30 protein-coding genes are annotated in these 26,850 nt (G+C 71.0%); 20 read left to right on the forward strand and 10 right to left on the reverse strand.

Features of this window, described 5'->3' with window-relative positions:
* Positions 1 to 307 precede the first annotated feature (307 nt).
* A complete protein-coding gene (locus AAFN69_RS08505) occupies positions 308 to 1,681 on the forward strand; it encodes a VWA domain-containing protein (protein WP_347727730.1) in 1,374 nt (457 codons plus the stop codon).
* Between the two features lie 102 nt (positions 1,682 to 1,783).
* Positions 1,784 to 3,115, forward strand: coding sequence for an FHA domain-containing protein (locus AAFN69_RS08510; protein WP_347727731.1), 1,332 nt, complete (start codon positions 1,784 to 1,786; stop codon positions 3,113 to 3,115).
* Between the two features lie 27 nt (positions 3,116 to 3,142).
* Here the strand turns inward: AAFN69_RS08510 and AAFN69_RS08515 are convergent, their stop codons facing one another.
* Positions 3,143 to 4,126, reverse strand: coding sequence for a methyltransferase domain-containing protein (locus AAFN69_RS08515; protein WP_347727732.1), 984 nt, complete (start codon positions 4,124 to 4,126; stop codon positions 3,143 to 3,145).
* Between the two features lie 139 nt (positions 4,127 to 4,265).
* Between AAFN69_RS08515 and AAFN69_RS08520 the strand changes: the two genes are divergently transcribed.
* Complete coding sequence (locus AAFN69_RS08520; RefSeq protein ID WP_347727733.1) at positions 4,266 to 4,670, forward strand: globin; 405 nt, start codon at positions 4,266 to 4,268, stop codon at positions 4,668 to 4,670.
* 3 nt (positions 4,671 to 4,673) lie between these two features.
* On the opposite strand, the gene solA is transcribed toward AAFN69_RS08520, so the two are convergent.
* The 4 genes from solA to ettA all read right to left on the reverse strand — a co-directional run bounded on the left by solA (position 4,674) and on the right by ettA (position 8,781).
* Complete coding sequence (gene solA, locus AAFN69_RS08525) at positions 4,674 to 5,852, reverse strand: N-methyl-L-tryptophan oxidase (protein ID WP_347727734.1); 1,179 nt, start codon at positions 5,850 to 5,852, stop codon at positions 4,674 to 4,676.
* A 127-nt stretch (positions 5,853 to 5,979) separates the two neighbouring features.
* The gene (locus tag AAFN69_RS08530; RefSeq protein WP_347727735.1) at positions 5,980 to 6,660 is read right to left on the reverse strand and encodes a hypothetical protein; all 681 of its coding nucleotides are present in this window, start codon (positions 6,658 to 6,660) and stop codon (positions 5,980 to 5,982) included.
* Complete coding sequence (locus AAFN69_RS08535; RefSeq protein ID WP_347727736.1) at positions 6,657 to 7,100, reverse strand: thioesterase family protein; 444 nt, start codon at positions 7,098 to 7,100, stop codon at positions 6,657 to 6,659. Before AAFN69_RS08535 ends, AAFN69_RS08530 begins: the two co-directional genes overlap by 4 nt.
* A gap of 16 nt (positions 7,101 to 7,116) precedes the next feature.
* Positions 7,117 to 8,781: an energy-dependent translational throttle protein EttA gene (ettA, locus tag AAFN69_RS08540; RefSeq protein WP_347727737.1), complete on the reverse strand. Its 1,665-nt coding sequence runs from the start codon at positions 8,779 to 8,781 to the stop codon at positions 7,117 to 7,119.
* 1,098 nt (positions 8,782 to 9,879) lie between these two features.
* On the opposite strand from ettA, the gene AAFN69_RS08545 reads away from it, so the two are divergent.
* The 17 genes from AAFN69_RS08545 to AAFN69_RS08625 all read left to right on the forward strand — a co-directional run bounded on the left by AAFN69_RS08545 (position 9,880) and on the right by AAFN69_RS08625 (position 19,417).
* A complete protein-coding gene (locus tag AAFN69_RS08545) occupies positions 9,880 to 10,734 on the forward strand; it encodes a nuclease-related domain-containing protein (RefSeq protein ID WP_347727738.1) in 855 nt (284 codons plus the stop codon).
* A gap of 37 nt (positions 10,735 to 10,771) precedes the next feature.
* The gene (locus AAFN69_RS08550) at positions 10,772 to 11,191 is read left to right on the forward strand and encodes a TIGR03668 family PPOX class F420-dependent oxidoreductase (RefSeq protein ID WP_347727739.1); all 420 of its coding nucleotides are present in this window, start codon (positions 10,772 to 10,774) and stop codon (positions 11,189 to 11,191) included.
* Positions 11,192 to 11,246: 55 nt separating this feature from the next.
* On the forward strand, positions 11,247 to 12,017 hold the full coding sequence (locus tag AAFN69_RS08555; protein ID WP_347728085.1) for a GntR family transcriptional regulator: 771 nt from the start codon (positions 11,247 to 11,249) through the stop codon (positions 12,015 to 12,017).
* A 155-nt stretch (positions 12,018 to 12,172) separates the two neighbouring features.
* On the forward strand, positions 12,173 to 12,502 hold the full coding sequence (locus AAFN69_RS08560) for a hypothetical protein (protein WP_347727740.1): 330 nt from the start codon (positions 12,173 to 12,175) through the stop codon (positions 12,500 to 12,502).
* Between the two features lie 5 nt (positions 12,503 to 12,507).
* Complete coding sequence (locus AAFN69_RS08565; protein WP_347728086.1) at positions 12,508 to 13,854, forward strand: FtsK/SpoIIIE domain-containing protein; 1,347 nt, start codon at positions 12,508 to 12,510, stop codon at positions 13,852 to 13,854.
* Between the two features lie 89 nt (positions 13,855 to 13,943).
* The gene (locus AAFN69_RS08570) at positions 13,944 to 14,135 is read left to right on the forward strand and encodes a hypothetical protein (protein ID WP_347727741.1); all 192 of its coding nucleotides are present in this window, start codon (positions 13,944 to 13,946) and stop codon (positions 14,133 to 14,135) included.
* A 61-nt stretch (positions 14,136 to 14,196) separates the two neighbouring features.
* Positions 14,197 to 14,913, forward strand: coding sequence for a DUF2637 domain-containing protein (locus AAFN69_RS08575; protein ID WP_347727742.1), 717 nt, complete (start codon positions 14,197 to 14,199; stop codon positions 14,911 to 14,913).
* Between the two features lie 10 nt (positions 14,914 to 14,923).
* On the forward strand, positions 14,924 to 15,073 hold the full coding sequence (locus tag AAFN69_RS08580; protein WP_347727743.1) for a hypothetical protein: 150 nt from the start codon (positions 14,924 to 14,926) through the stop codon (positions 15,071 to 15,073).
* Complete coding sequence (locus AAFN69_RS08585; protein ID WP_347727744.1) at positions 15,070 to 15,261, forward strand: mobile element transfer protein; 192 nt, start codon at positions 15,070 to 15,072, stop codon at positions 15,259 to 15,261. Before AAFN69_RS08580 ends, AAFN69_RS08585 begins: the two co-directional genes overlap by 4 nt.
* 15 nt (positions 15,262 to 15,276) lie before the next feature.
* On the forward strand, positions 15,277 to 15,558 hold the full coding sequence (locus AAFN69_RS08590) for a hypothetical protein (RefSeq protein WP_347727745.1): 282 nt from the start codon (positions 15,277 to 15,279) through the stop codon (positions 15,556 to 15,558).
* A 38-nt stretch (positions 15,559 to 15,596) separates the two neighbouring features.
* Positions 15,597 to 15,824 carry a hypothetical protein gene (locus AAFN69_RS08595; RefSeq protein ID WP_347727746.1) on the forward strand — a complete coding sequence of 76 codons (228 nt, stop codon included), beginning with the start codon at positions 15,597 to 15,599 and terminating at the stop codon, positions 15,822 to 15,824.
* A 94-nt stretch (positions 15,825 to 15,918) separates the two neighbouring features.
* Positions 15,919 to 16,095 (forward strand): hypothetical protein, encoded by a 177-nt coding sequence (locus tag AAFN69_RS08600; RefSeq protein WP_347727747.1) that lies wholly within the window; start codon positions 15,919 to 15,921, stop codon positions 16,093 to 16,095.
* On the forward strand, positions 16,095 to 16,298 hold the full coding sequence (locus AAFN69_RS08605) for a hypothetical protein (protein WP_347727748.1): 204 nt from the start codon (positions 16,095 to 16,097) through the stop codon (positions 16,296 to 16,298). The genes AAFN69_RS08600 and AAFN69_RS08605 overlap by 1 nt, the downstream gene beginning before the upstream one ends.
* Positions 16,295 to 16,489, forward strand: coding sequence for a hypothetical protein (locus AAFN69_RS08610; protein ID WP_347727749.1), 195 nt, complete (start codon positions 16,295 to 16,297; stop codon positions 16,487 to 16,489). Before AAFN69_RS08605 ends, AAFN69_RS08610 begins: the two co-directional genes overlap by 4 nt.
* On the forward strand, positions 16,486 to 17,970 hold the full coding sequence (locus AAFN69_RS08615; RefSeq protein ID WP_347727750.1) for a replication initiator: 1,485 nt from the start codon (positions 16,486 to 16,488) through the stop codon (positions 17,968 to 17,970). Before AAFN69_RS08610 ends, AAFN69_RS08615 begins: the two co-directional genes overlap by 4 nt.
* A complete protein-coding gene (locus AAFN69_RS08620; RefSeq protein ID WP_347727751.1) occupies positions 17,967 to 18,164 on the forward strand; it encodes a helix-turn-helix domain-containing protein in 198 nt (65 codons plus the stop codon). Before AAFN69_RS08615 ends, AAFN69_RS08620 begins: the two co-directional genes overlap by 4 nt.
* Complete coding sequence (locus tag AAFN69_RS08625) at positions 18,164 to 19,417, forward strand: tyrosine-type recombinase/integrase (RefSeq protein WP_347727752.1); 1,254 nt, start codon at positions 18,164 to 18,166, stop codon at positions 19,415 to 19,417. The genes AAFN69_RS08620 and AAFN69_RS08625 overlap by 1 nt, the downstream gene beginning before the upstream one ends.
* Positions 19,418 to 19,598: 181 nt before the next feature.
* Here the strand turns inward: AAFN69_RS08625 and AAFN69_RS08630 are convergent, their stop codons facing one another.
* From AAFN69_RS08630 to AAFN69_RS08650, 5 genes are all read right to left on the reverse strand, one after another.
* Positions 19,599 to 20,303, reverse strand: a complete 705-nt coding sequence (locus AAFN69_RS08630; protein ID WP_347727753.1) for a histone deacetylase — start codon at positions 20,301 to 20,303, stop codon at positions 19,599 to 19,601.
* 125 nt (positions 20,304 to 20,428) lie between these two features.
* Positions 20,429 to 21,853, reverse strand: a complete 1,425-nt coding sequence (locus AAFN69_RS08635) for an LAETG motif-containing sortase-dependent surface protein (RefSeq protein WP_347727754.1) — start codon at positions 21,851 to 21,853, stop codon at positions 20,429 to 20,431.
* A gap of 450 nt (positions 21,854 to 22,303) precedes the next feature.
* Positions 22,304 to 22,849, reverse strand: coding sequence for a single-stranded DNA-binding protein (locus tag AAFN69_RS08640; protein WP_347727755.1), 546 nt, complete (start codon positions 22,847 to 22,849; stop codon positions 22,304 to 22,306).
* A 229-nt stretch (positions 22,850 to 23,078) separates the two neighbouring features.
* A complete protein-coding gene (locus AAFN69_RS08645; protein ID WP_347727756.1) occupies positions 23,079 to 24,953 on the reverse strand; it encodes a GTPase in 1,875 nt (624 codons plus the stop codon).
* Positions 24,950 to 26,542 carry a dynamin family protein gene (locus AAFN69_RS08650; protein ID WP_347728087.1) on the reverse strand — a complete coding sequence of 531 codons (1,593 nt, stop codon included), beginning with the start codon at positions 26,540 to 26,542 and terminating at the stop codon, positions 24,950 to 24,952. Before AAFN69_RS08650 ends, AAFN69_RS08645 begins: the two co-directional genes overlap by 4 nt.
* Positions 26,543 to 26,850: the final 308 nt, after the last annotated feature.

The following is a 26,850-nucleotide window of genomic DNA, read 5'->3' on the forward strand; positions in this document are numbered from 1 at the left end:
GGTCCCCCGCCGAGGGACCAGCGACCGGGCAGGGCCCGTACCGGCATTCCCCGCTCCGGAGCGGGCGCCCGTACCCGGCGCGGAGCGGGCGGCCGGTGCCGCGAGCCGGCCCGTCCACCCGCCGGCCGGACCGCCATCGGCGCCGCCCGGATCCGCGCACGGTCCGGATCCGCGCACGGTCCGGAGCGTCACAGCGCCGGGCACCGGCGGCCGGAAGCCGCCGGCGCCACCGCATCGCCCCCGCGACGGGGCGCCGAACCCAGAGTTCTCACCACTCCCCGCGTGGAGTCCGCAAGGAGTCGCTCAGATGGCCAATTTCTCCAAGTCCCAGGTGCCGCAGTTCTCTGTCGAGGTGTATCAGAACGAATTCCTGCCGGAGGGCGGCCGTGAGGTGAGTGCCATCGTCACCGTCACCTCCACCGGCGGCGGCACCACCGGCGGGGCACCGCTGGCCGGCGCCTCCGGTTCGCCCGCCGGGATACCGGCACCGGCCAACGGCGCCGCGGTGGTGATCATGGTCGACTGCTCCGGCTCGATGGAGTACCCGCCGACCAAGATGCGCAACGCCCGGGACGCGACCGCCGCGGCCGTCGAAACCCTGCGCGACGGCACGGAGTTCGCCGTGATCTCGGGTACGCATCTGGCGTCCGAGGTCTATCCGGGCGGCGGGCGGCTGGCCGTCGCGGACTCCGGCACCCGGGAGCAGGCCAAGCGGTCGCTGCGCCGGCTCAACCCGGGCGGCGGCACGGCCATCGGCACCTGGCTGCGGCTGGCCGACCGGCTGCTCGCGGGCTCGGCGGGGGACATCCGGCACGGCATCCTGCTGACCGACGGGCGCAATGAGCACGAGACACCCGAGGATCTGCGGGCGGCGCTGACCGAGGTGAGCGGCCGTTTCACCTGCGACGCGCGGGGCGTCGGCACCGACTGGGAGGTCAAGGAGGTCACCGGGATCGCCGCCGCGCTGCTCGGCACCGCCGACATCGTCGCCGATCCGGCCGGACTCGCCGCCGACTTCACCAGCATGATGGAGAAAGCGATGGGCAAGGAGGTCGCGGATGTGGCGCTGCGGCTCTGGACCCCGGTCGGGGTGGAGATCAAATTCGTCAAGCAGGTGGCGCCCGCGGTCGCGGAGCTGACCGGCCGGCGGACCGAGGCGGGTCCGAGAGCCGGGGATTATCCGACCGGTTCCTGGGGTGACGAATCGCGCGATTACCACGTCTGTGTGCAGGTGCCGGAGGCCGGGATCGGCCAGGAGATGCTGGCGGCGCGCGCCTCGCTGATCATTCCGGCCCCCGGCGGCGGCACCCCGCAGGTGCTCTCCCAGGGGCTGATCCGCGCGGTCTGGACGGAGGACATGGCGGCCTCCACATCCATCAATCCGCAGGTCGCGCACTACACCGGGCAGGCCGAGCTGGCCCAGGCCATCCAGCAGGGACTGGATGCCCGCAAGATGGGTGATTTCGACGCGGCGACCGCCCGTCTCGGCCGTGCGGTGCAGCTCGCGGCGGCCTCGGGCAACGAGGACACTGCGAAACTGCTTTCGAAGGTGGTGGACGTGGTCGACGCGGCGACGGGTACTGTGCGACTGAAAGCCAGGGTCGCGGAAGCCGACGAGATGACCCTCGAAACGCGCTCCACGAAGACGGTTCGCGTGAAGAGACAGTCCCGCACTCCGTGACCCGGCGGGCGCGCACACCGTGGCGCGACCGCCGGAGCACCATCGACGTTCGACCGAGTGAGACGGCCCGCGGGCCGGACGAGGAGAGGGGGAAGCGCCGACATGCCGACCTGCCCGAACGGACACCAGTCGGGTTCCGATGACTGGTGCGAGGTCTGCGGCCACCGCATGGCCGGTCCCGGCGCTTCCACGGGGGCCGGGGCGCCGCCCGCGTACGGATATCCCGGCCCGTCCGGGGATCCGCATGCCACCGCGCAGGCGGAGCTCTGCCCGCAGTGCCGTACCCCGCGTGAGGCCATGGCGCCGTACTGCGAGGAGTGCCGGTACAACTTCCTGACGCACACGGCCACCTCGTACACGCCGATAGCGCCTCCTCCGATGCCCGGTGCGGGTGGCGGACTGAACCTCCCCTCGGGCTTCACCACTCCGCCGCCGGGCCAGCAGAGCCATGGGCCGGGCAGGCAGGGGCAGGGGCAGGGTTCCGACAGCCCGGGCGGCGGTTTCGGCCCCGGCCGGCAGCCCGATTCGTACGACTACCAGATCTCCCGGCCGTCCCAGCTGAACCGGCCCGCCGAGCCGATCGGCGAGGGACGGGGGCAGCAGTCGCATGGCTTCCCGCCCCCGCCCGGGCAGGGACGGCCGTTCCCCCAGGGACCGGGACAGCCCGGTTCGCACGATCAGGGGCACGGCGGTCACGGGATTCCGGGGCAGGGCGGCCATCAGGACCCGCTGCACGGCTATCCGTCGCAGCACTCCGCCGCGACGGCGCCTCCCCAGCACCAGCAGCCCCAGCGTTCGCCCCAGCAGGGCGGTGTGGACGACTGGATGCTCTCGCCGCCCTCGCAGCCGCACTCCCAGGCGCCGTCCCACCCCCAGGCACCGCCGCAGCATGCCCCGCAGCCGCAGCACGGCGGCCACCAGGGCTATCAGCAGCAGTCGGATCCCTTCCCGCCCGGACCGGGCCGGCAGAACCACGGCTCCACGCCCGGCCAGCACCAGTCGTCGCCGCCCTCGTACCATCAGGCGCCGGTCGGCTGGACGGCGGTGATCGGGCCGGACCGCGAGTACTTCACGGCCATGATGCAGCGCAGCGGTCCGGACGCGAGCGGGCTCACCATGCCCGCGTACACGCCCGAGCAGCATCTCCCCCTGGTCGGCAATCAGATCACCATCGGCCGGCGCCGCCAGTCCACCGGCGAGTCGCCCGATGTCGATCTCTCCGTGCCGCCGGAGGACCCGGGGGTCTCGCACAAGCACGCCGTGCTGGTGCAGCAGCCGGACGGATCGTGGGCCGTGGTGGACCAGAAGTCCACCAACGGAACGACGATCAACGGCGCCGAGGACCCGATCCAGCCCTATGTCCCGGTGCCGCTGAACGACGGCGACCGGGTCCATGTCGGTGCCTGGACGACGATCACCATCAGGCGCGGCTGAGCGAGCCGGCGCCCGGCGCCCCGGCGGTCACCCGGTCCAGCCCAGCGGCCAGGCGTAGGGGCCGCCGGGGTCGTCCAGCCAGGCCCACTGCCGGCGGCCGGCCACGGTGATCCCGAAGCGTTCCCGCCCCGGGCGCCGCTCGCGCTCCCACAGGGAGAGGGCCTCGCGCGGATCGAGGCTGCCCGCGGTCAGTGTCAGCAGGAAGCGGAAGAGGTCGTTCTCCAGCATCCGGCGGGGCACACCGCCCAGTGGCCGCTCGGGCACCGCGTCACCGCCCCGCAGCGGCACGAAGAAGGCCGAGCTCCGCAGAAAGTGCCCTTCGGCGATCCGGGTGCCGTTCTCGTCCCGGACCCGCAGCGCGATCAGCCCGGTGGAGAGCGGGGCCAGGATCCGGGCGCCGGGGCGGCACTGCGGCAGCCAGTCGTACGGGATCCACGGCAGGGTGCAGGTGGCGATGATCCGGTCGAAGGGGGCGCGTTGGGGGCAGCCCCGCGCGCCGTCGCCGGTGATCACGGCCGGACGGTATCCGGCGGCGGCCAGATGCGCCCGGGCCGAGTCGGTGATCTCCGGCTCCATGTCCACGGTGGTCACCCGGGAGTCGCCGAGCCGGTGGCACAGGAGCGCGGCGTTGTAGCCGGTGCCCGCGCCGATCTCCAGTACGGCGTCCCCGTACCGCACCTCCAGCGCCTCCAGCATCAGGGCCATCAGCGACGGCTGGCTGCTGGAGGAGATCAGCTCACCGTCCCGGACCCGGGTGGCGAGCGGACCGTCGCGGTACGCACCGCTCAGCCAGCGTTCCCGCCGGATCCGGTCGGGGTCCTCGCGCCAGAGCCGTTCCCAGCCGCCGCCCCGGCTGACGAACCAGTACGGGACGAAGAGATGCCGGGGCACCTCCTCGAAGGCGAGCCGCCACTCGGGGTCCGCCAGCCCGCCCCCGGCCGTGATCAGCCGCACCATGGCGCGGCGGGCCTCGGCGGCGGGCTCGGCGTACGGTTCCGGGTGCGTACCCATGCCTCCACTCTCCTGCGCCGCCGTCCCCGGCGCGAGCACCGCCACCGCGCACGGTCCGCGGCTCACCCCGCCGGGCGGGGCCACCGGGCGGGGTCCTAGGGCGCGAGTCCTGGTCCGGCGCGTCTGAGACCATGGACGGGTGACTGAGATCCCGCGCGGCAGCCTTCAGGAGCAGACCTTCTACGAGCAGGTCGGCGGCGAGGAAACCTTCCGGCGCCTGGTGCACCGCTTCTACCAGGGCGTTGCCGGTGACCCGCTGCTGCGGCCCATGTACCCGGAGGAGGATCTGGGTCCGGCCGAGGAGCGGTTCGCCCTCTTCCTGATGCAGTACTGGGGCGGCCCCCGCACCTACAGCGACAACCGCGGCCACCCCCGGCTGCGGATGCGCCACGCCCCCTTCCAGGTCGACCAAGCCGCCCATGACGCCTGGCTGCGGCACATGCGGGACGCCGTCGACGAGCTGGAACTCGCGCCGGAGCACGAGCAGCAGCTCTGGAAGTACCTCGTCTACGCCGCCGGCTCCATGATCAATACGGCCGGCTGACCGTCATCCGGGCGTGAGCGGCCCGGCCACCCTCGCCGGGTCGAAGAGCCCGATCGGATGCCGGGTGGTGCCGTCCAGCGCCAGATCCGCCAGGATCTCGCCGACGACGGGCACGAATTTGAATCCGTGCCCGGAGAATCCGCAGGCGACGGTGACGGCGTCCGGGTGCGCCGGATGCCGGGCGATCACGAAGTGCTCATCGGGGGTGGTGGAGTACATGCAGGTGGCGGCCTTGATGAAGGTCCCGGCGAGGGTCGGCAGCCGGTGCGCGAGCTGCTCCGCCATCACCGCCACCTCCCGCTCGTGCACCGTGCGGTCGATGGTCTGCGGTGTGCACACCATCGCCGCGCGCCCCTCGCCCGCCTTGCGGAAGAAGGCGACCTTCACTCCCCCGTCGGGCCCGTCGATCGCCGGGAAACCGTAGATCTGCACACCGGCCGGGTCCTCCCAGACATAGATGGGCTGCTTCCCGGGGAGATACGGGCCGACTCCGCCGTCGGGCCGGAACCAGAACATGATCTGCCGCTCGATGGTGATCGGCACCCGCAGATCGGCCAGCAGCTCCGGTGCCCAGGCCCCGGGGCAGACGACCAGCTGCCCGGCGGTGTACGTGCCGCGCGCGGTGTGGACCCGTACCCCGCCCGCGTACGGCTCCCAGCGGGTGACCGGCTCCTCGTAGCGGAGTTCGGCACCGGCGCGGGCCGCGAGGGTGAGGTGGGCGGCGACGGTGTTCTCGGGGCGGAGCAGCCCGGCACGTGCCTCGTGGAGCGCCACCTCGTCATCGGCGGGGGTCAGGGTGGGGAAGCGGCGCCGCAGCTCGGCGGCGTCGAGTATCTCGTGCGGCAGCCCCCACTGTTCGGCCGAGCGCAGCGAGCCGGCGACGGTGCGGGAGTCGGGGCGGCCGATCATCAGCCCGCCGCAGAGGGTGGCGATGTCCTGTCCGGTGTCCTGTTCGAGCCGGTCGTACAGCTCATAGGCGCGGAGCAGGAGGGGCACATAGGCCGGGTCCTCGAAGTAGGACTGCCGGGTGATGCGTGAACCGCCGTGGCTGGAGCCCTGACGGTGCACGGGCCCGAACTTCTCCAGGCCCAGCACCCGGGCCCCGCGTTCCGCGAGATGGGCGGCGGCGGCGCTGCCCATGCCGCCGAGGCCGAGAACGATCACATCGTATGCGCCTGCCATGTGTCTCCCTCTCACGGTCGCGCGGGTGACGGCGGTGTGCGGAGTGCCGTGTCGCCCGCGATGCGCACACCCTACGGCTCCCGGCGCGGCCGGCGGCCGGCGGTCCGCGGGAGGGACCGCCGGGTGGTCAGGCGCTTCTGGTGGGGGTGACGGTCAGCCCGCCGGTGCCCTGCGCCCGTACGGCGACGGAGCCGAAGGGCGTGCGCAGACGGAGCCACGAGCTGGTGGCGAACAGCGCGACCGGGGCTCCGGGGCGGAGGAAGCCCAGGGAGTGCGCGGCGTGGACGGCACGGAGCGGCAGCGGGGTGCCGCCGACCTCGCGGGACCAGATCTCGCGGCCGATGCGGTCGCGTTCGGCGCGGGTGCGCCGCTCGGCGGGGAGTGCCTCGTCGCGGGTGCGGAATTCGGCGACGGCCGCGGTGACCGCGCCGTGTATCGCGGGTGCCGCCGGGAGGCCGGGGAGCTCCCGCCAGCCGCCGCGGGGCGGCAGCACACCGGCCCACGGGGGGCCGGTGACGGGTACGGGCACGGCGAAACCGGCGCCGGATATGGCGTCGAGCAGCTCACCGGCCGAGACGGTGACATCGAGCTCGGCGGGCTCGCCGAGCCGGGCCGCGCGGATGGCCAGCACCTCGAAGGAGGGCGGGCGGCCGAAGACGGCGAGGCTGGTGCCGGGGCCCTGGGGGCCGCCCGCCTGGAGGCGCACGGCGGCGGCGCGGTCGTAGTGGAGCAGCCGGGCGAGGAAGGCGGCGAGATCCTCCGCCTCCCTCGCGTCGGCACAGTGCAGACTCCGCACGGGAACACTCATGCGACGAGGGCGCCCTCGTCGTCCGCCCCGGGCAGATAGGCGCTGAGGTACTCCTTCTCCTCCGCGCTGATCCGCCGCGGCCGGCCCGCCTCCAGGTTGTACGGGACGACGACGGTGGAGGCCCGCACATACACCTGCGGGGAGTCCTCGGCGTCCTTCACCTCATAGGCGATGGTGAGGGACGCCGCGCTGATCCTGGTCACCCATGACTCGACGATCACCGGCTCGTGGCGGTGGACCAGCGGGCGCACGTAGTCGATCTCGTGCCGGGCCACGACCGAACCGCCCGAGAAGGACGGCGAGCCGTCCCCCGGCTGGAGCCGGAACATGAAGTCGATCCGCGCCTCCTCCAGATAGCGGAGGAAGACGACGTTGTTGACGTGCCCGAAGGCGTCCATGTCCGACCAGCGGAGGGGACAGCGGTAGATGTGCCGGGCCATGGGTGTCGTCCGCCCCTCAGCCCCGGGTGAGCTTCTTGTAGGTGGCACGGTGCGGACGGGCCGCGTCCGGGCCGAGACGCTCGATCTTGTTCTTCTCGTACGACTCGAAGTTGCCCTCGAACCAGAACCACTTGGACTCGCCCTCGTAGGCGAGGATGTGCGTCGCCACCCGGTCCAGGAACCAGCGGTCGTGGGAGACGACCACGGCCGCGCCCGGGAACTCCAGCAGGGCGTTCTCCAGCGAGGAGAGCGTCTCGACGTCGAGGTCGTTGGTGGGCTCGTCGAGGAGGAGGAGGTTTCCGCCCTGCTTGAGGGTGAGCGCGAGGTTGAGCCGGTTGCGCTCACCGCCGGAGAGGATTCCGGCCGGCTTCTGCTGGTCCGGGCCCTTGAAGCCGAAGGCCGACACATAGGCGCGGGACGGCATCTCGACCTGGCCGACGTTGATGTAGTCCAGCTCGTCGGAGACGACGGCCCACAGCGACTTCTTGGGGTCGATGTTGGCGCGGCTCTGGTCGACGTAGGAGATCTTGACGGTCTCGCCGACCTTGATCTCGCCGGAGTCGGGGGTCTCCAGACCCTGGATCATCTTGAAGAGCGTGGTCTTGCCGGCGCCGTTGGGGCCGATGACACCGACGATGCCGTTGCGCGGCAGCGAGAAGCTGAGGTTGTCGATCAGGAGCTTGTCGCCGAAGCCCTTGGAGAGGTTCTCGACCTCGACCACGACACTGCCCAGCCGGGGGCCCGGCGGGATCTGGATCTCCTCGAAGTCCAGCTTCCGCATCTTGTCGGCCTCGGCCGCCATCTCCTCGTAACGCGCGAGACGGGCCTTGGACTTGGCCTGCCGCCCCTTGGCGTTGGAGCGGACCCACTCCAGCTCCTCGCGGAGCCGCTTGGCGCGCTTGGCGTCCTTCTGGCCCTCGACCTTGAGACGGGCCTGCTTGGACTCCAGGTAGGTGGAGTAGTTGCCCTCGTAGCCGATCGCACGGCCGCGGTCGAGCTCCAGGATCCAGCCCGCGACATTGTCGAGGAAGTACCGGTCGTGGGTGATGGCGACGACGGTGCCGGCGTACTTGGCGAGGTGCGCCTCCAGCCACTGCACGGACTCGGCGTCCAGGTGGTTGGTGGGCTCGTCGAGGAGGAGCAGGTCGGGCGCCTCCAGCAGCAGCTTGCAGAGGGCGACGCGGCGCTTCTCACCACCGGAGAGGTTGGTCACGGCCCAGTCGCCGGGCGGGCAGCCCAGGGCGTCCATGGCCTGCTCCAGCTGGGCGTCGAGGTCCCAGGCGTTGGCGTGGTCCAGGTCCTCCTGGAGCTTGCCCATCTCCTCCATCAGCGCGTCGGTGTACTCGGTCGCCATCTGCTCGGCGATCTCGTTGAACCGGTCGAGCTTGCCCTTGATCCCGGCGACGCCGTCCTCGACGTTCTGCAGCACGGTCTTGGACTCGTCCAGCGGCGGCTCCTGGAGCAGGATGCCGACGGTGTATCCGGGCGACAGGAACGCGTCACCGTTGGACGGCTGCTCCAGTCCGGCCATGATCTTGAGGACGGTGGACTTACCGGCACCGTTGGGGCCGACCACACCGATCTTCGCACCGGGCAGGAAGCTCAGCGTCACGTCATCCAGGATGACCTTGTCGCCGTGCGCCTTGCGCGTCTTGCGCATCGTGTAGATGTACTCAGCCAAGAGAAACCGTCCGGCAGATAGGTGAGTGGGCAGATACACCCCATCTTGCCGTACGTCCAGCCGAGGACGAAAACGAGCGGGGTCGAGCTCGCCCGACCAGGGGTCCTTCACCAAAACACCTGTAATTCACCTGTCACCGCCTGTCGTCTTCTGTCGCCGATACGCACCCTCGCACGGCCCAGGAACGGCCCGCTTCGCCTGGTCTTGGACCTGGCCAAGCCGTGATTTCGCACTCAAGTTCAGCCCCGCCTCGGTCCGGATCCGTGGAGGGTGGGAGGGCCTGCCGGTTCGCGGAGCGGTTCGGCCGGCACTCCCGGCCGGAGTGGATCCGCCCCGGACCGGCGACCGGGAGCACGTCCTGGTGCTCGTCGCCGAATGAGGTCGGTGGAGCGGCTTTGGGCGGGAGCTGCCATGGGGCGAGAGATCAGGGGCCCGTAAGCTTCCGCGAATCGGGCAGTCTGTGGACCTGCCCGCAAAGTCCGATGTGGGCCCCTGATCTTCGAGGCTCGCCCCATGGTGGCTGCCTAAAGCCGTGGATCCGACCGCCCCGGCCACAGGGCCCCGGCCGTGGGGGTGGGTATCCCGCCGATGGACCGCCGCGAATCCGGCCTCATGCGTGAACACAACGCGTCGTTGACCGGCACGTGCGTACCGTCCCGTACCCCTGGACTGCCTGGCTTCTTGTGGCCGGTGGCGCTGGGGCCGGGCGGACGGCGGCCCTGGACCGGGCCGGAGGCAGGAGGGAAGGGGGCGGCGGGCGGCCCGGCCCGCCGCGCCGCGCGCGGCCTTCGGGGATGCCTCGGCTGGTGGGGGCTTGAGAGGGGCTGGGGATGCCTCGGCTTCTGGTCCGGCGTTCGCCCCGGTTCTTCCCCTTCAGAGGCCGGATTCGCGGCGGGCCATCGGCGGGAGGACCGGCCCCTTTCAGGCAGGGCCTGCGGGGCAGATGGGCGGGCGACCTCAGCGAGCGGAGCGAGCCTTGATGAGGTAGAGAAACTTGTAACAGTGCTCCGTGATCACGTGACCGGATAGGTGCCCTTGCGTGAGAGGACGTCACTTGCTCCCCTGGTGGCTGCGCACAACGGCTGCTGGGGGCGGAGTATGGGCGAACTGCGGATATCGGCGTGGAAGAGGTACGGAAAGGATCGGCTGTACGTCAGCCAGCCGGACGGCACCACGGTGGCATGGTTCGATCGGGTAACTGGACGAATCACCATTGAGGTGGAAGAGCTTCGAGATGCGGCGATGGAGGCTCTGGCCCCGTACCTGACCCGACAGCCCCCTCCGAGCGCCTCCGGCGCCGCGTCGGCTTCCGCTCAGACGTGTGTCTCCCCTCCTCCACCGGACTACGATCTTGCCCTCAACAAGCCTGGTGCCGCTCTGCTGCCCAAGCTCAGGGAAGCCACCCCGGGACTGCTCCAACGCTCGTTGGCATGGGTACTCAGACGGCGCACTACTGCCTATAGCTGGAAGGTGGGCATCGCTGGCGAGCGCGTGGTGGGTCGTGAACTCAAACGTCTTTCACGTCATGGCTGGCTGGCTCTGCACTCAATTCCGCTCTCTGCCAGAAACGACATTGATCACCTACTTATCGGCCCCGGCGGGGTCTTCACCATCAACACCAAGAACCACCCCAAAGCCTCTGTTTGGGTCGGGGATGACATGGTGAAGCTGAATGGCGGTGAGTCGTACCCGTATGTACGCAAAAGCCGCAGTGAGGCGGTTCGTGCCAAGCGAGTCCTGGACCGGGGTTGCGGCTTCCCCGTGCCTGTCAGCCCCTTGATCGTCTTCGTCAAGCCGGAGTCCATCAGAGTTGAACGAACGCTTCTGGACGTGCGAGCCCTGGCAGAGCGGGACCTGACGAGCTTCGGTCCACGGTCTGGCGTTCTGAGTCCCGCTCAGTTGATGATCGTGTACTCCGTGGCACGAGACAGACGCAACTGGATCCGCGAGTGACACTGACGAACCTTGTCACCGTGGGTACGTTCAGACCATGAATCTCTCGGCGTCCGATGCTCGCGAGCGCTTCGCAGACTCCCGTGTCGCCCGTCTGGCAACCGCTGATGCGACTGGTGTGCCGCATATCGTGCCGGTCACCTTCGTTGTGGACGGTGACCTGATCTATTTCGCCATCGACCACAAACCGAAACGCTCCACCAACCTCCGCAGACTGCGAAACATCGCCGAGAACCCAATGGTCTCGGCCGTTGCCGATCAGTACGCCGACGATTGGGCCGAACTGTGGTGGGCTCGCGCCGATGGGCGGGCTGAGATCTGGGACAACGGCGATGACAGGGCGAAAGCCGTCGCACTGCTACAGGCGAAGTACCGCCAGTACGAGGAAACACCACCCCATGGGCCGGTTGTCGCCATCCGTGTATCTGCTTGGACGGGCTGGGCGTACGCCGGGTGACGATTGCCGGTGGGCCCCGTAAGCTGGCTTGCATAGCCAAGTCGAGGTGACCTACATGGCGGAGAAAGACCTTCCGACGTACCGGAAGATCGCCGATGACCTGCGCACGCTGATCCTCACGGGGAAGCTGCGCGCCGGTGAAAAATTGAAGTCCGAGAATGAACTCAAGGATCAGTACAGCACCACGCGAGTCACGGTGCGAAAGGCGTTGGCCCTGCTCAAGGCGGACGGGCTATTGATCAGCGAGCAAGGTCGGGGCGTCTTCGTGCGGCCACGGCCCAACGTGCAGATGCTCACCACGGGGGCGAACTTCCGCAAGCGGCGTGATACCGGCGTCGCCAACTTCAATGCGGAGGCTGTGGCCCAGGGCCTACGCCCTGAGCAGCGGATCCTTTCAGTGGAAACCGTGCCCGCGCCGGCTGACGTGGCTGAGCGGCTTGGGGCCTCCGAAGGTGCCGATGTGATCATCCGCCGCCGGGCGTTCTTTGTGAATGAGGAACCGATGCAACTCGTTGACGGGTACTACCCGTCCGCCCTGTTCGCTGGCACCGAGGTTGCCGAGCCGCGCCGCATCCGTGGCGGCGTCAGTCGACTGATCGAGGATCCCTCAGGGCCGGTTGGGCAACGGATCACACAGTTCGTAGAAGATCTTGAGATCCGCATGCCGACACCGACAGAGGCTGACACGCTCAAGATCCCACCCGGTGTACCGCTCGCGCGCGTGCTTCGGACGGCACACACTTCCGCTGGTCAGGTGGTGGAAGTACTTGACTCGCGGGTGCCATGCGACCGCCACGTTTTTCGGTACGTGATCGACATCCCCTGAGGTGGCACCTGCCACAGAGGGCCTTCGGGCCCTCTTTTTTCAAGCCGGCACTTGCATATCCAAGTTGCACGCTCTACCTTGATAGCACAGCTTGGATATACAAGCTGATCGCTTGTGGAGGCGCCACTGCCTCCGCTTGGCAAAGGAGCTGCTAGATGCCGTCGTTCAAGATCGATGTTTCGACTGCCGTGGTGTTCGTGGCTACGGCTCCGGTGCCGAAGCTGGTGTCGAAGCAGACCGGTGAGCGTGCGATGGACCGGGAGACGGGTGCGGGTCTGTCGACCGTGGGACTGCTGATTTCGGACGAGGGGGAAGGGAACCTGTACCAGGTGACGGTCCCGGAGACAGGTCTTCCGGAGGGGCTGGCCCCGGGTACGCCGGTGACAGTGGTCGGCCTGAAGGCCCGTGACTGGGAGAACACGTTCAACGGTCAGACGCGGCACGGGATCAGCTTCCGTGCGGTCGCGATCACGTCGGCGGTCTGATCATGGTGACCGATCTGCCGCTGTGGGTGGAGACTTCCGGGGCCTTAGCGGGTGCCGGCGGTCTCGGATACGCGAAGGTGCGTGCGCCTCGTGCGTGGTGGTCGCTGGTCGGGCTCCCGGTGACCTGGGGCCGGTTCACCTTCTCGTACGCATCGACCATGGACGTGTGCGGGCTGACGGTTCAGCCGTCGAGTCTGCGGATCTTCGTGACCCGCACGGTGGCCCGGCGGGAGGTGCGTCCAGTGCCGCCGAAGGTCCGCCGGGTCCGGGGCACCTCGACCGGGCTGCGGGTGATCCTGCGGCTCCCCCCGGGCATGGAGCCCGCCGACATTAGCGCCGCGTCGGAGCGCCTGCGGCACGCCTGGGGGGTCCGCTCGGTCACCGTGACGGAGTCCAAGCCGGGCTTTGTGGAACTGCGGATGACAGGCTATGACGTGCTGCGCCGGGTGCGTCTGCCGCGTTCGGCCCGGCCTCAGGGTCTGGTGGTTCCGGTGGCGCTGCGGGAGGACGGCACGGTGTTCGCCCGGGACTATCGGGCGGTGCCGCACTCGCTGACTCTGGGGGCGAATCAGTCGGGCAAGTCCATGTACCAGCGCAGTCTGATCAAGGGCTTGGCTGCTCTGCCGGTGGCGCTGGTGGGGATCGACTGCAAGCGCGGGGTGGAACAGTCCCGCTACGGGCCCCGTCTGTCGGCGCTGGCGACCGACCGTGACTCGGCGGGCCTCCTGGTCGATGCGCTGGTGAACGAGATGGAGGAGCGGTTCGAGCTGCTGGCCCTGCACGGTGTGTCGGACGTGTGGGAGCTACCGGAGAAGCCACGGCCGGTACCCCTGGTCGTGCTGATCGATGAGGTGGCGGAGCTGTTCCTGGTGACGTCCCGGAACGATGAGGCGGCCCGGGACCACACCGTGATGCAGCTCGTTCGCCTCGCGCAGATGTCCCGCGCGGTCGGGATCTATCTGGAGGTATGCGGGCAGCGCTTCGGCTCGGAGCTCGGCAAGGGCGCGACTGCCCTGCGGGCTCAGTTGACCGGCCGGGTGGTGCACCGGGTCAACGACAAGCAGACCGCTGAGATGGGCTTGGGTGACATCGCCCCGGATGCGGTGGCGGCGGTGACCAGGATCCCGCCCGACCGGCCCGGCCTCGCGGTGGCCGGTGACGCCTCCGGCTCTTGGTCCCGCATCCGCACCCCGCACCTCACCCCCGCTCAGGCGGTCGCCGTGTGCGAGGAGTTCGCGCACCTCACCCCTGACCTGCCGTTCCTCGCACCGTTCCGCCCGGTCAGCCGGATCTCTGTCCCGCCGATGCCGACGACGCCTCCGCTCGTTTCCGCACAGCCGCTCGGCGACTGACCCACCCCCGCCCCCGGTCGGCATGACCGCTCCTCACGCCAAGGTCCCTGCCACGCCCATGCCTCAAAGCCGATCCAAGGGAGATCGCCATGGCCGCACGCAAGACCACTCCGCGTAAGCCCGCCAAGCCCCAGTTCAAGCCCTGCCCGCCCTGCGGGGGAACGGGCGAGCTCACCGAACCCGTACGTGTCGGACGGGGCAAGGGCCGCGCGACCGATCAGATGCAGTCCGCCGTGTGCTCCGGCTGCTGGGGCTCCGGCGAGATCCCCGCCGACGACTGAACCCGCCATGGCCGGGCCGTTCCTCGCCCCGGCCTCTGGCCCGACCCGGAAGGGAGGAGACATGCGCCGGATCCGTGTGGACGCGGTCCTGATTCAGGCCGTGATCGCCGCCGCGCTCTCCTTCGCCCACCTTCACGACCTCGCCGCCGCTGCCGGACAGGACGGCTGGAAAGCCTGGCTCTACCCCATCTCCGTCGATCTCCTCCTCGTCGCCGCCTGGCGCCGACTCCGTTCCGGTGCGGCAGGCAAGGCTTCCGGCTGGTGCTGGTTCCTGATCTCCCTGGCCGCGTCCCTCGGCGCCAACATCGCGACCGCCGGACTCCTCGACCTCGACTCCCCGCCCGACTGGCTCCGGGTCCTGGTCGCCGGCTGGCCCGCCATCGCCTTCCTCGGCGGAACACTCCTCGTCCACACCACCACCCCCGCGCCCGGGGTGGAAGACGACGAGGACGAAGCGGGTTCGGCCGGCACCCGCGACCCCCACCCGACCGACACCAGCACCCCCGAACGCGAACCGGCCCCCACCCTGCCCGCGCCTCCGGCCGACACCCCGGCCATCGAACCCCCACCCGAACCACAGCCGGAAGAGGAACCCGCCTCGGCCTTGGTGCCGGTGGATCCCACCCCGCCCGTGCCCGTGGCGCTCGTGGACCACGCACGGACGATCGCAGCGGACTACCGGGCCCGGACCGGGTTCGACATCGACACCGACACCCTGCGCACCCGCCTCGGAGTGCCCCCGGCCATGGCCTCTGCCATCGCCGCCCAACTCGCCTAAGGAATCAACCATGCCGAAGAACGAGGACGAAGAGGTTCAGCAGTTGGCCAAACGTCTCTTCGCCGACCCCGAGATCCTGGAGCCGTTCACCATGGCCATGGCGATCAGGACCGCCCGGCGGCTGATCGAGGACCGCAACGCGAGCGGGGAAACCTCGTGAGCCCCCGCCCCGTCCGGTTCCGTGACGTGATCCGCATCGGCCCCGTCGAGGTGGGCACCTACCACGACCGCCGGGGACGTTCCCGCCACACGGCCGCCTGCACGGCCCCGGGCTGTGGTTTCTCCGCCGACTACTCCGACCGAGCCGCCGCTGAACTCACCGCCCGCTCCCACCGCTGCGCACCCTGACCGGAGGTGATCACCATGCACCGCCCCGATGAGCAGATCGCCGCCGGGCACATTCCCGCCGACCTGCTGCGGCACCTCCCGCCCGGCACCGACCCGCACCGCATCGTCATCGTCCAGGCCCCGCCCCGCTCCTACACCGGCCCGATCCTGCTCACGATCACCCTCGCGGGCGGTGTCGCCCTGGTCGTTCTGATGATCGCGATCACGCTCCATGTCGCCTCGGCCGCCGCTGTCGCCGTGCTCTCCGCGACCGGCGGCGTGGGCCTGACACTCACCCTCCGCAAGCACCGCAAGTAGCCCTGACAGCAAGAAACCAACCACGGAAGGAACCGCACATGAGCTTCTTCGAACCGGGCACCACCTACTTCTTCAAGCCGCACAACTACGCCGCTCCTGAGCAGTGGCAGTACTTCCAGTGCAAGGCCGTGACCGTCAGGCCCGGGACAGAGATCCGGATTGCCTTCGGCTTCATCAAGAGCGGTCTGCCCGACAGCGCCTGGACCCCCACCGGTCTCGGCTACAGCGAATGGGCACGCGACTGGACCACCTGCCAGGACAACTGATCAACGCCCGGGGCGGCCTCAACCGCCAAGTCTCCGCCGCCCCGGGCGCCTGCACCTCTTCCAGATCCAACGGACCCGAAAGGGAGACCCCATCATGCCCCAGCACACCCGGCCCCGGCCCATCTGCCGCGCCTGTGACGGATTCCCCGTCGTGGCGATCACGACTGGATCCCGCCACCACGACGGCACCCGCACCACCCTCCCCGTCACCTGCACGGCCTGCCACGGCAGCGGCACCCGCACCCCCGCCCGCCGGTCGGTGAACGCCTGATGGGCATCTTCCGCCGCGACGACTCCGGCCGCGACATCGGCGAGGACATCGACCGCGCCAAGGAACAGGCCGCGCAGGAGCGCGACATCAACACCGCGCACACCGCCCTCGGATGCGGACACGGCAGCAAGACCCCCGGGAAGCCTTCTGGCCCCGCGTCCCCCACCGCCTCCACCCCCCAGAAGCGCGGGTGGCTCCGGTGACCGGCCTGAACCCGACCCCGCAGACCCCCGGCATTCACATCGCCTCCGCGACCGGTAGCAAGCCCGCTCGCGCCTCGGCTGTGTGCCACTGCGGCGCCTCGGCGACCGCCACCGGCCCCGAACAGGTCCAGCGCCTGGCCGAGGGCTGGAACACCCACCACGGCCCCGCCCACCAGGGAGCCGCCACGTGACTGACACCGCCACTCTGGCGGGCCCGGAACCGGCCACCCTCGCCGACGCGCTGAGGGTGGCCGGGGCTCCCGGCTTCGACCGCTGGCAGGACCAGATCCGCCGCACCGGCGGATGCTTCGACCCCATCCACCTCCAGGGCGCGACCGTCACCCGCGACGCCGCATCGGGTCAGGTCCTGCACTCCTACTCGACCGACACCGAACCCGGTGGACGGCTCCGGGTCGCCTGCGGCAACCGCCGGGTCTCCCGCTGCCCCTCCTGCGCCTGGACCTACGCAGGAGACACCTACCACCTGATCCGAGCCGGCCTCACAGGCGACCCCGCCAAGGGCACCCCGTTCACCGTGCGTGACCACCCTCGTGTGTTCGCCACCCTCACTGCCCCCTCCTTCGGCCCCGTGCACAACCGCCCCGGCACCCGCCCGTGCCGCTGCGGCACCCGCCACCGGGACGACGCACCCGAACTCGGCACCCCCCTCGACCCCGACCGCTACGACTACCCGGGCGCGGTCCTGTGGAACAACCACGCTTCCGAACTCTGGCGCTACTTCACGATCTATCTCCGGCGCGAGATCGCCCGCCGCGCCGGACTCACACAGAAAGAAGCCCGGGAACAGTCGAAGATCTCCTTCGGGAAGGTCGCCGAGTACCAGAAGCGCGGGGCAGTGCACTTCCATGCCGTCATCCGCTTCGACGGCCCCGAAGGACCGCATACCCCGCCTCCGGCCTGGGCCACCCTCGATCTCCTCACCGACGCCATCCAAGCCGCTGCCGCCCGCGTCGCGGTCGACGTCCCTGCGGCCGGACACCAACCCGCCCGGACCCTTACATGGGGCACCCAGCTCGACATCCGGCCCATCAAAGCCCTCGGCGCCGGAGAAGAGATCACCGAACAGGCAGTCGCCTCCTACGTCGCCAAATACGCCACCAAAGCCGCCGAAACGACCGGCGCGGCAGACACCCCCGTCCACTGCCGCAAGTGCGGCGGCACCGGCCTCTCCTCCCGCTTCCCCCGCCCAGGCACCGTCCTCGGCCAGTGCTCCGCCTGCCACGGCACCGGCACATCCGGTGACCTCACCGGCCCGGAGATCTCCGACCATGCCCGGAGCCTGATGGCCACCTGCATCACACTCCAGCGCTCCTATCCCGAACGGGCCCTGGCCCCCTGGGCTCACATGCTCGGCTTCCGGGGCCACTTCTCCACCAAATCCCGCAACTACTCCACCACCCTCGGCGCACTCCGACAGGTCCGCGCTGACTACCGCGCCGCCCAGCAACGCACCGCCCTCGGCCTCCCCGACCCCGACGACCACCCCGAAGCAAGCACACTCACCCTCGCCCACTGGACCTACGCCGGCCACGGCCATACCCCCGGCGAAAGCTGGCTCGCCGCCACCATCGCAAAGGAGATCCATCTGAACCGTGAGATCGCGCGGGAGCACCGATCCAACGACTCCGATGGCTGGGAGGTTCGGGCATGAGTGCGGTGCTGCCTGACCGGTACCTGAAGCCGGAAGACCTTGTGACTCTGCTGGGGCTTCCGAGTGTCGAGACGATCTACCAGTGGCGTCGCCGTGGATGCGGACCGCGCGGGTTCCGCGTCGGCCGGTACGTCCGCTTCGACCCCGAGGATGTTCGGGCCTGGGTCGAGTCCCAGATGGGTGGTGCGGCCTGATGGCGGGGCATATCCAGGATCGCTGGTTCAAGTCCGAGGTGGGCCCTGGCGGTAAGACGCGTCGGGTCAAGACCGACCGGTACGGCACCGGACTCCGCTACCGGGCCCGTTACATCGGCCCCGATGGCAGCGAGCAGTCACAGAGCTTCCCCGACCGGGAGAAGGGGCGGGCCGAGAAGTGGCTCAACCGGATCAAGGCCGACATGGACTCGGGGCAGTTCCTCGACCCGAAAGCCGGGCGGATCACCTTCAGTGAGTACGCGGAGAAGTGGCTGGGCGGTCTCACAACCGACCTGGTCAGCCAGGAGGCTGTACGTCGGCGTGTTCGGCTCCATGCGGTCCCGTATATGGGCACACGGCCCATGGGGTCGTTCAAGCCGGAGCACGTGCGCTTCTGGCTGAGCAGGCTCACGAAGGCCGTTCCGAACGCGACGTACCGGCGCTCCATCTACGACTCGGTGTCGTCGCTGTTCAATGCGGCAGTGGACGACGGAGTGATCCGGTCGAATCCGTGCCACGCACAGTCGGTCAAGGCCCCGGAGCCCGATCCGCGCCTCGTCCAGCCCTGGCACGAGGACCGTGTCTTCGCGGTCCGGGCCGGCCTGCCCGACCGCTACGCGGCCACGGTGGACGCGGGTGGTGGCTGTGGTCTGCGGCAGGGTGAGATCTTCGGGTTGGATCAGGAGAACATCGGCTTCGGCGCCGGATGGGTCCATGTGCGTCAGCAGGTGAAGCGCGTGGGCGGTGCGCTCGTCTTCGCTCCTCCGAAGCGGGGCAAGCTCCGGGACGTGCCGCTGAGCCCGGCTACCGCTGCGGCTTTGAGCGCCCACATGAGGCGTTTCCCGCCTGTTGAGGTCAAGTTGCCCTGGAAGACCCCGGATGGGCCGCTGGTGGCCCGGCGGCTGGTCTTCACGAGCGGCGTGGGCAAGGCCATCTGGCGCAGCTACTTCGACGACCACGTCTGGAAGCCCGCTCTTGCATCGGCGTCGGTCATCCCGCCCAAGGAACCCGGCGCCCGGTACGCTGCCGCGCCGGATGACGGGATGCACGCGCTCCGGCACTTCTACGCATCGGTCCTCCTGGACGGCGGGGAGAGCATCAAGGCCCTGAGCATCTACCTCGGTCACTCGGACCCCGGGTTCACGCTGCGGATCTACACTCACTTGATGCCGAGCAGCGAACAGCGCACCCGCGCGGCCATCTCGGCGGTCTTCAGCCGGACTCCCGGCGAGACTTCCCCTCCGACAGTCTGACGGCCCACAGACGGCCCACGGCCCCACAACAGCCCCTGCCCGGCGATCCCGTCGCTGGTCAGGGGCTGTTCGGCTGCGCCCGTTGGCCAGAAACACCCCATCTTGCCGTACGTCCAGCCGAGGACGAAAACGAGTGAGCCGCGCCGTCCCGGCCGCCCCTGCCGTCCCGGCGGTCCCGCTCTCAGCTCCCGGCCGTCCCTTCCGTCTCCGTCATCAGCTGTTCGATCCGGTCCGGTGTCCAGGTGCCCGCCGCGCCCGGGGCACGGGACAGATAGCGGGCGATGGCCGGGAGGTCCCAGGCCCGGGCCGTGAGCAGGCCGGCCGCGAGGTGGCGGAGATACGCGGCCGAGGGGGCGGTGACGGGGACGCCGGCGTGCCGCCACGGGGCGGTGAAGGTCAGTACGGGGATGCCGTCGAGCCCGCCGGGGCAGACCAGCGTCTCGTAGCGCCCGGGGCCGAGGGTGTCGCGGCCGTCCCTGAGCACCGCCGTGAGGTCGAGGTCGGTGCCCGGTGGCCGGTACATCTCCTGGGCCGCGATGTCCGAGAACTGGCGGGCGGTGATGAGGTGGGCGCATGCCCACACGGGGCCGGCGGGGTGTGCCCCCGGGGCCGGGGCGGGGTCGAGGAACGCCCGGCCGCCGGTCCACACCGGGGACTCGGTGGCGAAGTACAGCGTCCCGGGGAGCTCGACGGGGACCGAGCGCTCCGGAGGGGTGTGTTCCCTGCATCCGGGGTGGGTCCGGGCGGCGCCGGCGGGCCGGCCGCCGGCCAGGTAGGCGCGGAGGCGGGCGGGGTCCGTGTTGGAGCCGTAGGCGGCGTACCAGACCCGGTCGGGGCGGTACGGGGGGCCGGGCGGCGGTGGGACCGGGCGGTGGACGGTGTTCAAGGGCGACTCCGCGGTGATGTCCTGTTCTCGTCCCCCCGCCCGCTCACCCCCCGCGCCCGCGGGCTCACTGCGTGGCGGGTCCGGTCCGTCGGAGCCGTGCGGGCCCACCCCCCGCGCCCGCGGGCTCACTCCTCGCCGGGGGACTTCTTCTTGCGGAGGAGGAAGACGGCGGCGCCGCCGATGACGACCAGGGTGATCGCGCCGCCGGTGATCAGCGGGGTGGCTCCGGAGCCGCCCGTCGCGGCGAGGTCGCCCTCCAGCCCCGCCGAGCCCCCGCCGACGGAGGCGGGTGCGAGCTGCGAGACCGGGGCCTCCGTGGCGGTGACCTCGGTGGCCGCCCCGATGGTCAGGCAGTCCAGGACTCCCCGGTGGGTCCGGCTGAAGCCGCCGGACGCGGTGACCGTGAAGTCGTACGCCTGGTCCTCGGCCACCGGGAGGGTGACGGTCCGCGTCGCCCCGGCCGGGACGGTGTGCTCGGTCCCCGCCAGCTCGAAGGTGAAGGGGGCGTCGCCGTTGTTGCCCGCGGTGATGTCCACCCCTCCCTTCGCGCAGTTCTTCCGGTCGGTGACCGCGGGTATCGGGCCCGTCTTCGCCCAGCCGGCGCTCGTCCGGGCGGAGACGGCGGACTCGCTGGAGCCCGCGAGGATCTGGATCTGGCTCCTGGTGGTGGAGGAGAAGGCCCGGCCGACCGGTATCGAGGTGGTCGCGCGGGCGGTCAGGGTCGCCGTGGCGTCCGGGGCGTCGGCGGGTATGTCGAAGTACACCTTGGCGCCGTTGACCACCGAGGTCAGGGGCTTTCCGGCGGCGTCGGTGACGGTGGCCCCGCCGGACGCGGGGGTGTCCGCGGGCGGAATCAGGTCGACCCGGTCCGCGTCCGTGCGCACGGTCACGGGTCCGAGGCGGTCGCCCGGCAGCCCGGTGACGGCGGCGGGTTCAAGGCTGAGCGAGGCCCTCGGCTCGGGGGAGTTCCGGGCCTGCCTCTCCAGCCAGTCGGCGAGCTTCTCCGCGGCCGGGTCGAGGGCCCGGACATCGGAGCCGTCCGCGTGGCGCCAGATGGCGACCTGGGTGCCGGCGGCGGCGGTCTCCGGGGTGAGCGGTCCGGTCCGGGCGTCCTTCGCGAGCTGGGCGAGATCGTCGACGAGGGGGTAGGAGTGCCGGAGGATCCAGCGGATCTTCCCGGCGTTTCTGTTGGTTCCGAGGGAGGTCTGGTCCCAGGCGGTCTCCAGATATCGGGCCTGCTCCTGAGCGGGCTTCTGGATGTCCGCGCCGTAGGTCTTCAGCCGGCCGCCGCCCTCGACGGTCATCTCGGAGAGGCCGGCGGGCAGCTCGTGGTCCCGGCCCTCGACCCGGAGCACGGCCCGGTCGAAGGTCTTCAGCCCGTCGAGTGAGGCGACCGCACCGCCCTGGTGGTGAACGCCGTCGTCGGCCGCGGCGGCTCCCGCGCCGGCGAGCGAGCCGGCCACCACGAGGCCGGGCAGCAGAACCGCCGCCGCGAGCCGCCGCGAGCCGCCCCGTCCGCGTACAACCAGCTCAGAGAACGTCGCAAACACAGAATTCCCCTCCGGGCGAGGCGGCTTCAGCAGCTGACAGGGACTCACATGCGCGGTCCGGTACCGGTGTGCCGCTTGCCCCCGGGCCCGGTGACCACCGCTTCCGTGATCCGCCGAGCCCGTGCGCACATGCTTCACGTGTGACGCGTGAGGGAGTGTGCCTCGCCAGCAAACTCAAGTGCCCCGTGATTACTGGGAAATCCTAGAGACGCCGCGCGGCGCGGTCCCCCGTCACAGGGCGGGATAACCATTCCGAATCGGAATCGTTATCGCTCCTCACCCGGCACACGCGGTTCCCTCATTCCTGAATCGACAAATCTCCACAATTCGAGGGAGTGGCGGGGGCGGGGCGTGACAGCCGGCCCGGGGAGCCGGTCGCCGCCGGTAGCCGGTCGTCCGCCGCCCGGCCGCCGGCGGTGGCCGGTAGCCGGTCGCGCCGGTCGCCCGCGATCAGAAGGGTGCCGCCGGCGGCCGGGCCTCCGCTCCGGTCGGCGCCGGGGCGGCGGGCCGTGCCGGGGAGGGCGGCCCGCCCGGTCCCGCCGCGCTCCCGGGCGGTCCCGACCGGCCGGACCACACCTCCGCCACCTGGGAGATCTGCTTCGGAGCACGCCGGAACACCGTTGTCCCGCGCGTCAGATCGTGCCCCACGCTCAGCGCCTCGATGTCCACGAACGTCCTTCGCGGCGGATCGTCCCGCCCGTCCCGGAAGCCGCCGGGCTCACCGGTCCCGTCCCGCGTCTCCTCCCGCACCCGCAACCGCCCGTGCACCAGGAGCGGCTCACCGAGGGTCACCGAACCGGCCAGATTCGCCGCGAGAGCCCGCCATGCGAAAACCGTGTAAAAAGCGGTGTGTCCATCGGTCCAGCTCTCGCTCTGCCGATCCCAGCGCCTCGGCGTCACGGCGAACCTGAATCGCACCATCATTCCCGACGCGGTTTCCCGGGTTTCCACATTCGTGGCGACATTTCCAGCCACGGTGACCAGGGTCTCCTGCATGGCATCCACCTTCCCCAAGGGCCCGGTCGGCCCGGCGCCGACCGGATTTCTCCATGCTGGACCGATCCCCGGAATCCCGCCGGAGCCTGTGGACAACCGGCCGGTTGTGGACAACTCCGTCACCCTCGGAGGGAGGCGGAGTCCACCGACAGCCCGGACCGGCACCCTCGACCGGCGCACTGAACAGGCGCCGTCGACCGGCACCCCTGCCCGCCCCCGGAACCAGGGTTCACCCGCCCCTGACCGCCCCCTCCCGGACCCCCGTCCCCGCCCCCACCCCGCCCCGTCCGCCGGCCGCCCCGCCGGCCGGACCACCCCCCGGCCGCCCCGAGACCGTCGCGTACTGCTCGCGCACCTCCCGGTACCGCAGCAGCTCCCCCGCGACCGGATCGAGCACCCGCGCCCGCCCGCACCCCGCCGCGGCCTCCCGCAGCCGCCGCTGGGCGTCCTGCCCGTACCGCCGCGCCGGCCCCCGCACCGCGGCCGTGCACGCCCACTCCACCAGCGGCCCGCCCACGATCCCCGCCAGCATCAGCAGCGCCGGAACCACCAGTCCCGGCTCCAGCACACCGAGAATCTGTCCCACCAGCCACAGGCCGCCATAGATCTGAAGGAGCGTCATCGACGCCTGGGCCAGTACGGCGGCGGGCCACCACGCGGGCCGCAGCGGCCGTTTGCCGGTGACCGCCGCCTCCCGTACGGCCAGCTCGTCCAGTGCCTCCGGCAGCCCCTCGGCCCCCCGGACCGCCGCCTCGCGCACCGCATGCGCCCAGGGCGCGGGCAGCCCGGAAGCCGCCTCGTCCGCCACCGTGCGCACCGCCTGCTCGACCCGCTGGCGCGCGGTCAGCTCCTCCTCCACCGGCGCCGCCGGCGGAGTGGCGGCGCCCCCCGGCGTGCGCGTCCGCTCGTACCAGCGCCACAGCCGCAGCCAGGGCGTCCCGCAGGCCCGCCCCGCGTGTCTGCGCCACTCGCGCTCGGCCGCCTCGCCCGCCGCCCGCGCGCCGACCGCCTCGGCCAGCCGGTCGGCGAAATCGTCCCGCGCCCGCTCGTCGAGACCGGTGCGGCCCTCGGCCACGTACTCCGCTCGCAGCCGTCCGGCGGCGGCGTCCACATCGGCGGAGAGCCGGCGCGCGGGGGCCGTCCGGTCCTGCACGAAGACCCCGAGCAGCTCCCGCAGCTCGGTCACGCCCTCCCCGGTGAGCGCGGAGAGGGCCAGTACGGTGGCGCCCGGCTCGCCGTGTTCGCCGAGTGCCATGCCGTCCTCGTCCAGGAGTCTGCGCAGATCGTCGAGTACCTGATCGGCGGCGTCCGGGGGCAGCCGGTCGATCTGGTTCAGGACCACGAAGGTGATCTCGGCATGGCCCGCCAGGGGCCGCAGATACCGCTCGTGCAGGGCGGCGTCCGCGTACTTCTCCGGATCGACGACCCAGATCACCGCATCGACCAGCGCCAGCACCCGGTCCACCTGCTCGCGGTGTCTGACCAGCGCCGAGTCATGGTCGGGGAGGTCGACCAGGACCAGTCCGGAGAGCTCGTCGGAGCCGCCCGCGAGCGGTCTGCGGCGCAGCCGGGAGGGGATCGCGAGCCGGTCGAGCAGCCCGGCGGCCCCGTCGGACCAGCTGCATGCGATGGGCGCGGAGGTGGTGGGCCTGCGCAGTCCGGTGTCCGAGAGCGGGACCTGGGCGAGTGCGTTGAAGAGAGTGGACTTGCCGCTTCCGGTGGCGCCGGCGATGGCGACCACGGTGTGCCGGGAGGAGAGCCGCTGCCGGGCCGCGGCCTCGTCGAGCACCCGCCCGGCCTCGTCGAGCGTGGTGCCCTCCAGCCGGGTACGGGAGAGGCCGACCAGCTCGCGGAGGGCGTCGAGCCGGGCGCGGAGCGGCCCCTCGTAGCTCCCGCCGATGGGTACGTGGTCGTCCTCGCCGGCCCGCCCGTCCCCGGCGCCGCGGTCGTACCGTTCCCGGCCGGCGGCGCGCCGGGCGATCAGTCCGTCGTCCCAGCGACCGCTCTCCGCCCCTTCGCGCTCATGTTCCGGTTCGCCGTCACCGGGGCCGTCCGCCCCGTCCGTCCGTTCCTCGTCACCCGTGATGGCGGTCACCGCCGTCACCTCACCTTCTGGAGCAGGGACAGTGCGGCGATCAGTTCGGCCTGCGGTTCGGGGGAGACATCGAGCGCGTCGAGGGGGGCGAGGCGGCGGTCGCGCTCGCCGTCGAGGACTCCGTCGACGCATCCGGCGAGGAGTTCCCCGCCCCGGTCCCGGAGCCGGAGCGCGCCCTGCGCCCCGATCCGCTCGGCCAGCCGCTCCCCCGCGCCCCGGGCCCGCCGCCCGCCGAGCAGGACGGCCGCGACGAGCGCGGCGACGGTCTCGGGGTCGGGCGGCGGGCTCAGCTCCAGCCCGCGCACCTCCTCGTCGGCGAGCTCCTCCAGCTCGCGCCGCCAGCGCCGGACGGCGAGCCCGAGGCGTTCCGCCGCCTCCGGATCGCGCTCTCCCCGGTCCACCACACCACGGGCGGCGGGCTCCCGGCGCCAGGTCTCCCGCACATGCTCGTCGGCGGCGGCCACCGCGCACTGCACCAGCGCGCAGAGGCTGCCGACGAGCGCGTCCAGCAGCTCGGCGGCCGAGCTGTCACGGGGGAATCCCCGCCAGCGGGTGCGGGCGTCCCCGGCCAGTACGGCCCCCTTGGCGAGCTGCCGGTTCACCCGCTCGCGCTCCCGGTCGTACGCCTCCTCGACCGCCCCCATGAGGCGTACGGCCGCCGCGTACTGCCCGGCGACCGCGGCGGCCAGTGCGGGCATCCGGGCATTGAGCGAATCGATGACCCCGGTGGCGGTGCGGCCGAGGGCCTGCTGGCGGGCGGCCGGGTCCTGGACCCGGTGGGCGAGCCAGGCGAAGAGCGGCGCCACGGCGGTGGTGGGCAGCAGCCCGTTGCCGCCGCCGGCCGATTCGGGCAGCTCGGGGATGGTGAAGCGGGGCACCTCGCCGAGCCCCGCCTTGGTGAGCAGGGCGGCGTACTGCCGGGACACCTCGGCGATCACCTGGTGGGGCACCCGGTCGAGGACGGTGACGAGGCTGGCGTCGTACTCCTTGGCGGTGCGCAGCAGATGCCAGGGCACCGCGTCTGCGTACCGCGACGCGGTGGTGACCATGACCCAGACATCGGCGGCGCAGATCAACTCGGCCGCGAGCAGCCGGTTCTCGACCACCAGCGAGTCGATGTCGGGCGCGTCGAGCAGCGCCAGCCCGCGCGGCAGCGAGGCCGCCTTCTCGACCCGCAGCCGCCGGCCGCCGTCGGCCGGTTCGCCGGTGTCATCGGTCTCGTCCTGCTGGGGCAGCCATACACGGGTGAGCTGCGGCAGGATCCGCATTCCCGCGAACCAGTGGTGGTCGTCGGGATGACAGACAAGAACAGGCGTACGAGTCGTGGGCCGCAGCACTCCGGCCTCGGTGACCCGCCGCCCGACGAGGGAATTGACCAGCGTCGACTTCCCGGCCCCGGTCGACCCCCCGACGACGGCGAGCAGTGGCGCGGCCGGATCCCTGAGCCGGGGCACCAGATAGTCGTCGAGCTGCGCGAGCAGCTCGACCCGCGTCTGCCGGGCCCGTGGCGCACCGGGCAGGGGCAGGGGCAGACGCACGGCTGCGACACGGTCGCGCAGGGCGGTCAGTGCGTCGATCAATTGAGGCCGCGCATCCAAGGTCACCACATGCGAAGAATGCCTAATTTTGGACGCTTTTTGAAGCGTATGGGTTTGTCTGCGCGCCGGTCGGACACTTGGGACAGACGGAATGAGTGGGACACAGGCATAACGAGTGCACAACACCCGCGACGAGAGACGCCAAAAGCGATGCAGGAATCGCACCTGCCTGCGATTATCGGTTCGCTTCACCGAACCTCCACATCGTGCCACGCAGGTGAAGCAACGGGGTCAAGGCACTCGGAGCCCTATCCTTGTCCCCGGCAAGGCTGCGGACCCCAGGGTTCCGGTAGCCCTGGCCGCCATCG

Origin of the sequence: Streptomyces sp. CAU 1734, assembly GCF_039888735.1 — a bacterium.
Classification (GTDB): domain Bacteria; phylum Actinomycetota; class Actinomycetes; order Streptomycetales; family Streptomycetaceae; genus Streptomyces.